General features: G+C 74.4%; 9 protein-coding genes and 1 pseudogene. 3 read left to right on the top strand and 7 right to left on the bottom strand.

Annotation, left to right across the window (positions count from 1 at the left end):
* The first annotated feature begins 104 nt into the window (after positions 1-104).
* The 3 genes from FHN55_RS11400 to FHN55_RS11390 all read left to right on the top strand — a co-directional run bounded on the left by FHN55_RS11400 (position 105) and on the right by FHN55_RS11390 (position 4,207).
* Entirely contained in the window at positions 105-2,117 is a 2,013-nt protein-coding gene (locus tag FHN55_RS11400; protein WP_180357785.1) for a SpoIIE family protein phosphatase, read from the top strand.
* A gap of 63 nt (positions 2,118-2,180) precedes the next feature.
* A complete protein-coding gene (locus tag FHN55_RS11395) occupies positions 2,181-3,245 on the top strand; it encodes a 3-hydroxyacyl-CoA dehydrogenase family protein (RefSeq protein ID WP_218974582.1) in 1,065 nt (354 codons plus the stop codon).
* Positions 3,242-4,207 (top strand): sugar phosphate isomerase/epimerase, encoded by a 966-nt coding sequence (locus tag FHN55_RS11390; RefSeq protein ID WP_139712431.1) that lies wholly within the window; start codon positions 3,242-3,244, stop codon positions 4,205-4,207. The genes FHN55_RS11395 and FHN55_RS11390 overlap by 4 nt, the downstream gene beginning before the upstream one ends.
* A gap of 81 nt (positions 4,208-4,288) precedes the next feature.
* Here the strand turns inward: FHN55_RS11390 and FHN55_RS11385 are convergent, their stop codons facing one another.
* The 7 genes and pseudogenes from FHN55_RS11385 to FHN55_RS11355 form a co-directional block, all read right to left on the bottom strand.
* Positions 4,289-5,251, bottom strand: a complete 963-nt coding sequence (locus tag FHN55_RS11385; protein WP_139712430.1) for a methyltransferase domain-containing protein — start codon at positions 5,249-5,251, stop codon at positions 4,289-4,291.
* A 33-nt stretch (positions 5,252-5,284) separates the two neighbouring features.
* Positions 5,285-6,016, bottom strand: a complete 732-nt coding sequence (locus tag FHN55_RS11380) for a YdcF family protein (protein ID WP_139712429.1) — start codon at positions 6,014-6,016, stop codon at positions 5,285-5,287.
* Positions 6,003-6,482 (bottom strand): SsrA-binding protein SmpB, encoded by a 480-nt coding sequence (gene smpB / locus FHN55_RS11375; protein ID WP_139712514.1) that lies wholly within the window; start codon positions 6,480-6,482, stop codon positions 6,003-6,005. The genes FHN55_RS11380 and smpB overlap by 14 nt, the downstream gene beginning before the upstream one ends.
* Positions 6,483-6,544: 62 nt before the next feature.
* The gene (locus FHN55_RS24135; RefSeq protein ID WP_139712428.1) at positions 6,545-6,871 is read right to left on the bottom strand and encodes a DUF2277 domain-containing protein; all 327 of its coding nucleotides are present in this window, start codon (positions 6,869-6,871) and stop codon (positions 6,545-6,547) included.
* A gap of 269 nt (positions 6,872-7,140) precedes the next feature.
* A complete protein-coding gene (locus FHN55_RS11365) occupies positions 7,141-8,031 on the bottom strand; it encodes an endonuclease domain-containing protein (protein ID WP_139712427.1) in 891 nt (296 codons plus the stop codon).
* Between the two features lie 235 nt (positions 8,032-8,266).
* A pseudogene (locus FHN55_RS11360) lies at positions 8,267-9,418 on the bottom strand (ribonucleotide-diphosphate reductase subunit beta); the annotation flags it as partial.
* 5 nt (positions 9,419-9,423) lie between these two features.
* Positions 9,424-12,459, bottom strand: a complete 3,036-nt coding sequence (locus FHN55_RS11355) for a ribonucleoside-diphosphate reductase subunit alpha (RefSeq protein WP_139712425.1) — start codon at positions 12,457-12,459, stop codon at positions 9,424-9,426.
* Between the last annotated feature and the right edge of the window lie 178 nt (positions 12,460-12,637).

Genomic DNA, 12,637 nt, shown 5'->3' with positions numbered 1-12,637 from the left:
GCCGGTCCAGATCCTCCCGACGGGTGCGCGCGGCGGCGCGGACGGGCCGGGGCGAGCTGCGCAGAACGCCCTCGCGCCGGGCGCCCGTGCGGCATCCTTGCGGTGTGGGGGCGAGCAGGGGGACCTCGCCCGCGGTGGTCCCGCAGCGCGGTCCCTCCGCTGGCGAGCAGGACCACGCCCTCGGCGCGGCCGAGGGCGCCCTGGTGCTGCCCGAGACGCCCCTGGTCGACCGCGTGGAGGTGCTGACGACGCCCAGCGCCCCCGCCCAGCCCGCAGCCCTGCCGGCGCTGCCGCTGGACGTCGCCGCGGCCGCCGCAGCCGTCCCCGTCGCGCCCGGCGCGGCCCCGGGCCGCGACGGCGCCCTCGACCGGCACGCCCGCCTGGTGTGCTCGGTGCTCGGCGTGCCCGCCGCCGTGGTGAGCCTGGTCTCGCGCCGCCTGCAGCTGTTCCCCGGCGCGGTCGGGCTGCCGGAGCCGTGGCAGACGACGCGCCTGGCGGACCTGACCCGCTCCTCCTGCCAGCAGGTGGTCGGCAGCGGCCAGCCGCTCGCCGTGCGCGACGCCCGCGAGGACCCCGACCTCCGCGACGACGCGGTGGTCACCGAGCTCGGCGCGGTCGGCTACCTCGGCGCACCCCTGCGGGGCTCGGACGGCGAGGCGATCGGCGCCCTGGCCGCGCTCTCGCCCGAGCCGCGCGACTGGACCCGGCGCGAGGTGGCGCTGCTCGCGGACCTCGCCGCCGCCTGCTCCGCCGAGCTGCAGCTGCGGCGCGCCCTGTCCGACGCCGCCGAGGTGCGGGCCGCGGCCGAGAGCGCGCGCGACGAGGCCACCACGGCCCAGATGCGCGCCGTGGGGCTGCGGCGCGACGCGGAGGTGGCCGCCGCCCGCAGCCGCCTCCTGCTCGAGCTCAGCCAGGCCACCTCCCGCGCGCGCGAGGTGGAGGACGTCGCCGCCAGCGCCGTCGCCGGGGTGCGCACGGGACTGGAGGCGCAGCTGTCCGCCGTCGCCCTCCACGAGCGAGGGTCGGGGGCGCTGCGGTACGTCGCCCTCGACAGGGCACCGGCGGCGCCCGAGCAGGACGACGACGGCGGAGTGGGTGACCACGAGCCGCTGGACGTGCCCGAGGGCGCCCTCCTGGCGGCCCGGGAGTCGCGCCTGGTGTTCACCCCTGACGCCGCCACCGCCGCCGCGACCGCCTCCTCGGCGGCACCGGTGCTGGCAGGCGTCCAGGCGGCCGTGCACGCCCCGCTGCTCGTCGACGGCCAGTGCCTGGGCGTGCTCACCGTCGCCTGGGGCTCTGCCCGGGCGCTGCTGCCCGCCGAGCGGGAGCTGGTGGTCTCCCTCGCGGAGGCCGTCGCCCACGGCGTCCAGCGCTGCCTGTCCCTGCGCGCCGAGCGCGAGGCGGCCCGCACCCTGCAGCGCGCCATGCTCACCGAGCTGCCCGACCTGCCCCACCTCGAGCTCGCCGCCCGCTACGCCCCCGCGGCCGCCGGCCACCAGGTGGGCGGCGACTGGTACGACGCGCTGCGCCACCCCGACGGGTCCACGCTGCTGGTCATCGGTGACGTGACCGGCCACGACATCGGCGCGGCGGCCGCCATGGGGCAGGTGCGCAGCGCGCTGCGCACCCTGGCCGTGGCCACGGAGGACTCCCCGGCGCAGCTGCTCGCCCGGCTGGACGGCACCCTCGACGTGCTGGGCGCGGACGTGCTCGCCACCGTGCTCGCCATCCGCCTCGCCGACGACGGCCGGGGCGAGGGCGACCTGCGCATGCGCTGGAGCAGCGCCGGGCACCTGCCCGCCCTGCTCGCGGTGCCCGGCGCCGGCGTCGTCGCCCTCGACGGCCACGAGGCCGACCTCCTGCTGGGGCTGGCCCCCGGCAGCCCGCGCAGCGAGAGCGAGGTGGACCTGCCGGCCGGGTCCACGCTGCTGCTCTACACCGACGGGCTCGTCGAGCGGCGCGACAGCGACCTGGGCGAGGGCGTGGAGAGGCTCGCCGAGGCGCTCGCCGAGGTGGCCCACCTGCCCCTGCCGGACCTGCTCGACGCCGTCATCGCCGAGCTCGTGGGCGGCGGCGGGTCCGACGACGTCGCGGTGCTGGCCGCCCGCACGCGCTGACCCCGGCCCCGGCGAGCCCACCCCTACCGTGCGGTCGGGGTGCCGGCCCGGCAGGCTGGGGCCGTGAGCGTCACCGACGACAACTCAGCCAGCGCACCCGTGGTGCGGCGCATCGAGACGGCCGCCGTGGTCGGCGCCGGGTACATGGGCGGGGGGATCGCCCAGTCCATGGCCCGCGCCGGGCTGCCCGTCGTCCTGGCGGACGTGTCCGCCGAGGCCGCGGCCCGCCAGCTGGAGCGCCTGCTCGCCGAGGCCCGCACCTACGAGGAGCAGGGGCTCTTCGCCCCCGGCGACGCCGAGCGGGTGGCCGCCAACCTGCGCGCCGCGACGTCCGTGGAGGAGGCCGTCGCCGACGTCGACTTCGTCCACGAGGTGGTCTTCGAGAAGGTCGAGGTCAAGCACGACGTGCTGGCCCGCGCCTCCGCCGCGGCCCGCCCCGACGCCATCATCGGCACCAACACCTCCACCATCCCCGTGAAGGTGCTCGCGCCCGCCGTGGTGCGGCCCGAGCGGTTCCTCACCGTGCACTGGTCCAACCCGGCGCCCTTCATCCCCGGCGTGGAGCTGGTGGTGGGCGAGGCGACCGACGCCGCCGTCCTGCCGGTGGTCCAGGAGATGCTCGAGCGGGCCGGGCGGCGCTCGGCCCAGGTGGCCGACACCCCCGGGTTCGTGCTCAACCGCCTGCAGTACGTGCTGTTCAAGGAGGCCGCCGACATCGTCGCCGAGGGCGTCGCGACGCCGGAGGCCGTGGACACCATCGTCTCGACGACGTTCGGCTTCCGGTACCCGTACTTCGGCCCGTTCGCCATCGCCGACATGGCGGGGCTCGACGTGTACGTGCTCGGCATGCGGATCATGGAGGAGGCCTACGGCGAGCGGATCTCGCCGCCCAAGGCCCTCACCGACCTCGTCGACGCCGGCGCCCACGGCGCCAAGAACGGCGAGGGCTTCACCGTCCACGGCGACCCCGAGAAGCTGGCGCGGATGATCGCCTACCGCGACCTCGCCTACGCCAGGCAGGGCCAGCTGCTCGCCGAGCTGGCGCACGCCCACCCCGACGCCCCGGCGTCCTCGCCGGAGCCCGCCCAGGACCCCGACGTCGTCGCCGAGCAGGAGGCCCGCCCGTGAGCACCCGCCCCGACCCCACGACCTGGCCGATCGGCGCGGCGCTCCTGCAGGCCCCGCCGGTGCTGCCCGACGGCACCCCCGCGCAGGAGGCCCCCGAGGTCGAGTGGCGCCGCGTGCTGCGCCGCGTGCGCCTGGCCGGGTTCGACCACGTCGACCTCACCGACTCCTGGGTGCGCCCCGGGGACCTCTCGCCCGAGCGCCTCGCCGTCCTCAAGCGGCTGCTGGCCGAGGAGGGCCTCGGGGTCACCGCCATCACGACCGCCCGCCGCAGCCCCATCGCCCCGGACGCCGGCGAGGCCGCCGCCAACCAGGAGTACCTGGAGCGGACGCTGGTCGCCGCGGCCGAGCTGGGGACGACGGTGGTCTCCGCCGGCCTGCTGCCGGTGCTCACCGACGCGCAGAAGGCCGCCGAGTGGTTCTGGCTGGAGCAGGGCCTGGCCGACCCCGACCCCGAGACCGACGGCGGTGCGGCGTTCGACCTGGCCGTGGAGCGCTTCGCGGCGCTCGGCCGGCGCGCGGGGGAGCTGGGGCTGCAGCTGAGCCTGGAGATGTACGAGGACACCTACCTCGGCACGCCGCAGAGCTCCGTGCGCCTCAAGGAGGCGATCGACCTGCCGAACGTCGGGCTCAACCCCGACGTCGCCAACATCATCAGGCTCCACCGGCCCGTGCAGCCGTGGCGCGACCAGCTGGCCGCGGTGCTGCCGCACGCCAACTTCTGGCACGTGAAGAACTACTACCGCGACCACGACCCGGCCACCGGCTCCTACGCCACCGCGCCGGCGCCGCTGGCCCTGGGCGTCATCGACTACCGCTGGGCGGTGGAGGAGGCGCTGCGCGTGGGCTTCACGGGCCCCTTCTGCACCGAGCACTACGGCGGTGACGGCCTGAGCGTGTCGGCGCAGAACCGCGAGCACCTGCGCCACCTGCTCGCGTCCGCCACGGAGCTGCTCTCCCTCTGACCCCGCCGCCTCGCAGCCGAGCGCCCGGCTGCGGTTCCCGACCCCTCCGGAACCGCAGCCGGGCGCTCGGCTGCGGTTCCGTCAGGCCTGGGCGGGAGCGGTCGCGAGCGCGAGCAGGCCCGTGCCGGAGCGCCACCCGCCGTCGTCGTCGCCCACCGGTCGCACCCGCCACGAGCCCTCGGGCGGGACGGCGGCGGCCGGGCGGTCCCTGGTGACCCGGTGGACCAGCCCCGTGACGCGGGGCTCGAGACCGGCGGCGACGCCGGAGACGAGGTTCCAGGCGCGGTTCGCCGTGCCCTGCACCAGGGCGCCGACGGGGGTGAGCGAGAACGTCGGGCCGTCCACGCGCAGCACCGTGACCGGCCAGCCCCCGGTGCCCCGCGAGACCGCGCGCGCCAGGCCCGCGGCGTCGAGGGGACCCACGTGCGGGGCGTAACCGGACCAGCCGCGCGGGTAGCCGGACTCGTCCGGCGTGGAGAGCACCACCGCCCCGCCCGGCAGCACGGCCGAGGCCAGCGAGGCCACGAAGCCGACCTGGTCCGCCGGCTCCAGGTGCTCGATGACCTCCATCGCGGTGACGACCGCACCGCGCGGGGCCGCGGCCAGGTCGGTGTGCACCCCGGTGCCGGGGAAGGCCGCGGCCGCGAGCGCGGTGTGGCGGGGGTCGGTGTCGACGACGTGCAGCTCGCGGCCCAGCCGCTCGGCGAGCAGCGGGGAGAACGCCCCCGTGCCGGCACCGACGTCGACGACGGGACCGTCCACCCCCGCGGCCAGCGCCTGAGCGGCTCGCACCGCCACGAGGTAGTTCACGGCGTGCCGGACGACGGTGCTGCGGTTGCGGTGCAGGCCCGGGTCGCCGCCGTGGGTGTTGGCGGCACCGCCCGCCACCCGGGCGCGCACCGCGTCGAGCCGGTCCATCGACGCCTCCGCGGCGACGACGGCGTCCGCGACGCGCTCCGGGCCCCAGGGCCCGGGCTCGTCCACCCGCCCGCCACGACCGGGCGCGAAGGGGGTGGCGGGGGCGTCGGGGCGGGGCGTCTCCACCCCGACAGCGTCACAGACGCCGACGCCACCCGCTCAGACGGGCTCGGCCGTGCCGGTCCAGCGCCGGGACTGCCGCACCGCGGAGGTGACGGCGGTGTCGGCGCGCTGGCCGGCCACCAGGCCGACCTCGCGCACCAGCGCCGCGCGCACGTCCGCCAGCGGTGTCCAGGCGCCGACGAAGGTGACGTCGTAGCGGTCCTCGACGCGCCCGTCGGCGATCGCCTGGCGCAGCAGCAGCCGGACCCGTGCGACGTGGCCGTCGGAGGTGACGACCGCCACGCGGTGCACCGAGGGGTCGGTCCTGGTGAGCAGCGGCAGGGAGTAGGCGAGGTTGTCAGCCGTGGTCAGCGCCCGCTCCTCCAGGAGCAGGCGGGCGGGGTCCACGCCCAGGGCCACCAGCCGGTCGCCCAGCGCCTGGGCCTCGGAGACCGGCTGCGCGTCGAACGCCGTCGGCCCGGTCACGCCGCCGCTGGTGACCACCCACGGGTCCCCTCCGTCGCGCCGCGCCTGCGCCACGAGGTCCGCCGCGCGCTGCGCCCGGCTCTCGAGCAGCGGGGTCACCGCCCCCGCGTCGAGGCTGGAGCCGAGGACGACGACGGCGTCGAGGTGCGCGGCGTCGACGCCGCGGTGCGACCAGGCGGTGTTGACGGTGATGTCGACGACGGGCCACAGCAGCACGAGGGCCGCCACGCCGGCGCTGGCCAGCTGCAGGCGGCGCGACCAGCTGCGGCCACCGCCCAGGCGGCCCGGGTCACGACGCAGCACGGGCGCCCCTGGCGGTGCGGCGGTGGGCGGCCATGGCGCGCTCGGCCTCGCGGGCGTCCTGGCGCTCGCGGAGCGCCTGCCGCTTGTCGTGCTCGGCCTTGCCCCGGGCGACGGCCACCTCGACCTTCACCCACGAGCCGAGGAAGTACAGGCTCGTGGGGACCACGGTCCAGCCGCCCTCCCGGGAGCTCTCCGCCAGGCGCCGCAGCTGGGCGGCGTGCAGCAGCAGCTTGCGGGGGCGCCGTGCGGAGTGGTTGGTCCAGCTGCCCTGGGAGTACTCCGGGATGTGCGCGCCGTGCAGCCACGCCTCCCCGGCGTCGTCGATCTCCACCCAGCTCTCCGACAGGGAGGCCCGGCCCTCACGCAGGGCCTTCACCTCGGTGCCGACGAGGACCACGCCGGCCTCGTAGCGGTGGGTGAGCTGGTAGTCGTGCGCGGCGCGCTTGTTGCGGGCCACCAGGCGCAGGCCCTCCTCGCGGGGACGGGAGGGCTTGGCCTGGCGCGCCCAGGCGCCGGCACCGCGGCGGGCTACGGCGCCACCTCGTCGAGGACGGCGGCGGCCGCGGTGGGGGACGCGGCGATCGGCGTGGAGCCGTAGCGCTGGGCGGCGCGGGCGCGGGCCTGTGCGGCGAGGACCTCGCGGTCGCGCGGGGGAGCGGTGGTGGTGAGCGCCTCCAGGAGGTGCTCGGTGGCGTGGGCGATCTCGGCGACCGCCCGGTCGAAGGCGTCGGCGTTGGCGCGCGAGGGCTTCGTCGTCCCGGCCACCTTGCGGACGTACTGCAGCGCAGCCGCGTGGACCTCGTCGTGCGTCGTCGCCGGCTCGAGGTTGTGCAGCGTGCGGATGTTCCGGCACATGTCACGGAACGATAACGGCCTGCGCGGGCTGTGGGGCGGGCAGGGGCAGATTCGCTCGAACTGCTCAGCCTCCCGCGTCCTGCTGACCTCCGCACCTCGAGATCGTCATCCCTTCGGGGGGCGGGGCGGGGCTTCCAGGGGTGCCTTTCCCGCACTCGCGGACCCGAGTGCGCCTTCCTGGGGTGCCTTTCCCGCACTCGCGCACCCGAGTGCGCCTTCGGCTGGCTCTGAAGCAGCACTGGGGTGTGCGAGTGCGAGGAGAGTTGGCCTCAGGAACGGCGCTGGGCGATGGCGCGGCGGACCGCGTCGACCGCTGCGCCGCGGTCGCGCATCGTCTCCGCGGTCACGTGGACGACGATCCACCCGGCCTCCCGCAGGCGGTCGAGCCGCTCGCGGTCCCTGGCCAGCTGCTCGGCCAGGAGCCCGTGCCAGGCACCCTCGTACTCGATCGCGATCTTGAGGTCGACGATCGCCAGGTCGACCCTCGCGAGGAAGCGACCGAGGTGGGTCACGACGTGCTGCGGCTCGAAGGTGACGCCGAGCTCCGCTCTCACCAGGCGGACCCGTAGACGTGACTCCGGTGGAGACCCCGCACGCCCGTCGGCGAGGGCCACCGCCGTGCGCGCTCCGACGACGTGGTCTTCGTGCCGTCCGAGCAGCCACGCGCCCACGGCCGCCTTCTCGAAGAGCTCGAGCCCGAGGGCGGCGTCGAGGTGGGCGACCGCGTCCTCCTCGTGGTGCCCCGCCGCGAGGTCGAAGGCCATGCGCTCGGGGCTCGCCAGCGCGACGCCCTTCCAGCAGCCGTGCCCGAGGGGGCCGCGCACAGCTCCGCGCAGGGTGGTGCCGGCCGGGCCTGGGCGGCGGTCCCGGTGGGGGACGACGAACTCCACCGGGTCCCCGGCCGAGCGCAGGCGCGCACCCAGGACGGTCGCCATCGACCGGCCGGTGAGCCGCGCGGAGGGCGGGACGACGAGTGAGGCTCCCCTGCAGCGCAGGCCGTGGTCGGGCTCGAGGTGCCTGGGGGCGTAGACGTCGACGAACAGCCGGCGCACGCGGGGGTCGCGCAGCTGGGCCTTGGTGAGCGCGCCCTGCGCGACGAGCTCGGAACCGACGAAGACGTCGGGCAGGTGGTCTGGCCAGGGGGCGCGTCGGGCGGGCACCCGCGCACTGTGGCGGCTCGAGCTCCCACCGCGCTGGCGCGCCCGGCCCGCCTGTGGATGACGCGTCTGCCGATCGGTCCTCCCCGTCCCGCACTCGGTCACGCGAGTGCGGGTTGGAGGAGGGTTGAAGGAGCACTGGGGTGTGCGAGTGCGGGACGGGAGGGGGCGCGACGACGACGGCGGCCCGCCACCTCCTCGGGGGAGGTGACGGGCCGTCGCGGGTGTGGGGGAGGGGTCACTCCCAGGAGAGGCCGCCACCGGTCTGGTACTCGATGACGCGGGTCTCGAAGAAGTTCTTCTCCTTCTTGAGGTCCATCGTCTCGCTCATCCACGGGAAGGGGTTCTCCGCCGGGGGGAACACCTCGGCCAGGCCCAGCTGGACGCAGCGGCGGTTGGTGATGAAGCGCATGTACTCGGAGGTGAGCTCGGAGTTCAGGCCGAGGATGCCGCGGGGCATCGTCTCCCGGCCGTAGTCGATCTCCAGCTCGCAGGCCTCCTTGAGCATCCCGCGCACCTCGGCCTGGAACTCCGCGGACCACAGGTGCGGGTTCTCGGCCTTGATCTGGTTGATGACGTCGATGCCGAAGTTCAGGTGGATCGACTCGTCGCGCAGGATGTACTGGTACTGCTCGGCGATGCCGACCATCTTGTTGCGGCGACCGAGGCTGAGGATCTGCGCGAACCCGGTGTAGAACCACATGCCCTCGAAGACCACGTAGAAGGCGATCAGGTCGCGCAGGAAGTCCTGGTCGGCCTCGGGCGTGCCGGTGGAGAACTCGCCCGACTCGAGGTTGCGGGTGTGCTTGAGCGCCCACGCGTCCTTGGCGGTGATGGAGGGGACCTCGCGGTACATGTTGAACAGCTCTCCCTCGTCGAGGCCGAGGCTGGTGCAGATGTACTGGAAGGTGTGCGTGTGCACGGCCTCCTCGAAGGCCTGGCGCAGCAGGTACTGCCGGCACTCCGGGTTGGTCAGCTGGCGGTAGACCGCGAGCACGATGTTGTTGGCGACCAGCGACTCGGCCGTCGCGAAGAAGCCGAGGTTGCGCTTGAGCATGAGGCGCTCGTCCTCGGTGAGGCCGTCGCGGCTCTTCCACAGGGCGATGTCGGCCTGCATGGACACCTCGGTGGGCATCCAGTGGTTGTTGCAGCCGGCCAGGTACTTATCCCACGCCCAGCCGTACTTCAGCGGCAGCAGCTGGTTGACGTCAGCGCGCGAGTTGATCATCGCCTTCTCGCTGACGTCGACGCGGGCGGCGCCGGACTGGATGGCGCCGAGGCCCGTCACGTTCTCGACGGTCAGCTCGGGGGCGTCGTCGGTGGTGGTCACGGAGATCTCCTCGGAAGAGCTGTCGGTGGCGGTGCGTGCGGCGGGGACGGAGCTGCTCGTGGTGCTCACTGGCAGGCCTCGCAGTCCTCGCCGTTCTCGATGGAGCAGGCGGCGGCGTACTCGGCGCTGTAGCGCGAGGCCTCCTCCGCGGCGGCGGTGTCGGGCAGCGACACCACCGGGGAGGGGCTCGACGCGACGGCCGCGGCCGGGCTGGCCGCCACCGCGGCGGCGACGCCGCCCGCTGCGGCGGCAGCGCCGCCCTGGACCGGGACGCCCGCGGCGGGAGCCGCGGCCGGCGTGCCGGCGGAGACGGCGTTGAGCCTGCCGTCGGTGCCGCGCAGGGTCGACTTCTCCACGTGCGTGGCCGAGGACGAGCGCAGGTAGTACGTCGTCTTCAGGCCCAGCTGCCAGGCCGTGCGGTAGAGGTTGTCGAGCTTGCGGCCGTTCGGGCTGGACACGTACAGGTTCAGGGACTGCGCCTGGTCGATCCACTTCTGGCGGCGGGCGGCGGAGCGCAGCAGCCAGGACGGGTCCACCTCGAAGGCGGTGGCGTACAGCGCCTGCAGGTCCGCCGGGACCCTGTCGATGGCGCCGAGGGAGCCGTCGAAGTACTTGAGGTCGGAGACCATGACCTCGTCCCACAGGCCGCGGTCGGCGAGGTCGCGCACCAGCGAGGCGTTCACCACGGTGAAGTCGCCGGACATGTTGGACTTGACGAACAGGTTGCGGTACATCGGCTCGATCGACTGCGCGACGCCCACGATGTTGGAGATCGTCGCGGTGGGCGCGATCGCCATGACGTTGGAGTTGCGCATGCCCTGGCGCTGCACCTTCTCGCGCAGCGGCGCCCAGTCGAGCGTGGCGGAGGTGTCGAGCTCGACGTCGCCGCCGCGCGCCTCGCGGAGCAGCTCGAGGGAGTCGATCGGCAGCACGCCGCGGCTCCACAGGGACCCGTCGAAGCTCTTGTACGAGCCGCGCTCGGCCGCGAGGTCGGAGCTCGCCTCGATGGCCGCGTAGGAGATCTGCTCCATGGAGGTGTCCGCGAACTGCACGGCCTCCTCCGAGGAGTAGGGCAGGCGCAGGGCGAACAGCGCGTCCTGGAAGCCCATGAGGCCCAGGCCCACGGGACGGTGCTGCTGGTTGGCGTTCTCGGCCTGGGGGATCGTGTAGAGGTTCAGGTCGATGACGTTGTCGAGCATGCGGACCGCGGTGCGGACCGTGCGGCGCAGGCGCTCGACGTCCAGGCCGTCAGCGGTGGTGTGCGCGGCCAGGTTGATCGAGCCGAGGTTGCAGACCGCGACCTCGTCGGCGTTGGTGTTCAGCGTGATCTCGGTGCACAGGTTGGAGGAGTGCACCACGCCCACGTGCTGCTGCGGGGAGCGCAGGTTGCACGGGTCCTTGAAGGTGATCCACGGGTGCCCGGTCTCGAACAGCGCCGTCAGCATCTTGCGCCACAGGTCGACGGCGTTCACGGTGCGGTGCACGCGCAGCTCGCCGCGCTCTGCCATCGCCTCGTACTCCGCGTAGCGCTCGGCGAAGGCCGGGCCGTACAGGTCGTGGAGGTCCGGGGTCTCGTCGGGGGAGAACAGCGTCCAGGTGCCACCGGCGGCGACGCGCTGCATGAACAGGTCCGGCACCCAGTTGGCCGTGTTCATGTCGTGCGTGCGGCGGCGGTCGTCACCGGTGTTCTTGCGGAGCTCGAGGAACTCCTCGACGTCGATGTGCCAGGTCTCCAGGTAGGCGCAGACGGCGCCCTTGCGCTTGCCGCCCTGGTTCACCGCGACGGCGGTGTCGTTGGCGATCTTGAGGAACGGGACCACGCCCTGGCTCTGGCCGTTGGTGCCCTTGATGTGGGCGCCGATGCCGCGCACCGGGGTCCAGTCGTTGCCCAGGCCGCCGGAGTACTTGGCCAGCATCGCGTTGTCCTTGATGGACTGGAAGATGCCGGACAGGTCGTCCGAGACGGTGGTGAGGAAGCAGCTGGACAGCTGCGGCCGGGTGGTGCCCGCGTTGAACAGCGTGGGCGTGGAGCACATGAAGTCGAAGCTGGAGATCAGGCGGTAGAACTCGATCGCCCGCTCCTCCTTGTGCTCCTCGTTGAGGGCCAGGCCCATCGCCACGCGGAGGAAGAACGCCTGCGGCAGCTCGTAGCGCACGCCGTGCTCGTGCAGGAAGTAGCGGTCGTACAGGGTCTGCAGACCGAGGAAGGTGAACTGGCCGTCGCGACCGGCCTCGATGGCCTGGCCCAGCTTGTCGAGGTCGAACTCGGCCAGGCGCGGGTCGAGCATGCCCAGGGCGATGCCCTTGGCGACGTAGCCCTTGAGGTAGCGCGGGTACAGCTGCGCCATCTGCGGCGCGGTGGCCTGCGTGCGCTCGCCGAGGACGTGGGAGAGGGCCTCGGTGCGCAGCATGTCCATGAGCAGGCGCGCGGAGACGTAGGTGTAGTCGGGGTCGGCCTCGACCTTGGTGCGGGCGGCCAGCACGAGGGCCTGGGCCAGCTCCACCTCGCCGACGCCGTCGTACAGGGTGCGCATGGCCTCGGTGACCACGGCGTCCGGGTCCACGGTGGGCAGGCCGGCGCAGGCCTCGGCGACGACGGCGGCCACGCGGTCGCGGTCGAGCGGGACCAGGGTGCCCTCGGTGGTGCGCACCGACAGCTGGCGCACCTTCTCCACGCTGGGGGTGGCGGCCTCGCGCTCGCGGCGGGCCCGGGCGTGCTCCTCGCGGTAGAGGATGTAGGAGCGCGCGACGGCGTGCTCGCCCGAGCGCATGAGCACCAGCTCGACCTGGTCCTGGACCTCCTCGACGGCCACCGGGCGGCCGGAGGAGCCGGTGCCCGCCAGGGAGCGGCGCACCAGGGTCTCGACGACGGTGGCGGTCATCTCCTCGACGAGCTCGCGCACGCGGGCGGAGCTGCCGGCGGCCTGGCCCTCGGTGGCGAGGAACGCCTTCTGGAGGGCGACGGTGATGCGGGAGGCGTCGAAGGGGACGACCTCGCCGCGCCGGTTGAGCACGGCCGTCGGCACGCTCGGGCTGTTCGAGGACCCGCCAGCGGAGCCGTCCGTGGTGACCTCCAGGACCTCGTCTGCCACCTGGGTCATGTGCGTCTCCTCGGGTCGTCGTGGTGCGTGAGCGCGTGATGAGACCGGAACGCTGCGTCATCGCCGCAGGTCCCGGGGGAAGTGGGTGACCGGGTCGCTCGTCGGGGCGCCTTCCGGTGTCTCCGACGCTACATCTTGTGTCGGGCGACGCGCCAGCGGGCACATTTGGGGAAATCGA

The sequence above is a fragment of the Streptomyces sp. NP160 genome (assembly GCF_006335115.1).
In the GTDB taxonomy this organism is placed as follows: domain Bacteria; phylum Actinomycetota; class Actinomycetes; order Actinomycetales; family Quadrisphaeraceae; genus Quadrisphaera.
Note: the sequence above shows the minus strand (reverse complement) of the source record. Positions and strands in the feature narration are given on the sequence as shown.

Bases quoted from the DNA above. Each gene is read 5' to 3' on its own strand.
- FHN55_RS24135 (WP_139712428.1), bottom strand. From the start codon at position 6,871: ATGTGCCGGAACATCCGCACGCTGCACAACCTCGAGCCGGCGACGACG.
- FHN55_RS11355 (WP_139712425.1), bottom strand. From the start codon at position 12,459: ATGACCCAGGTGGCAGACGAGGTCCTGGAGGTCACCACGGACGGCTCC.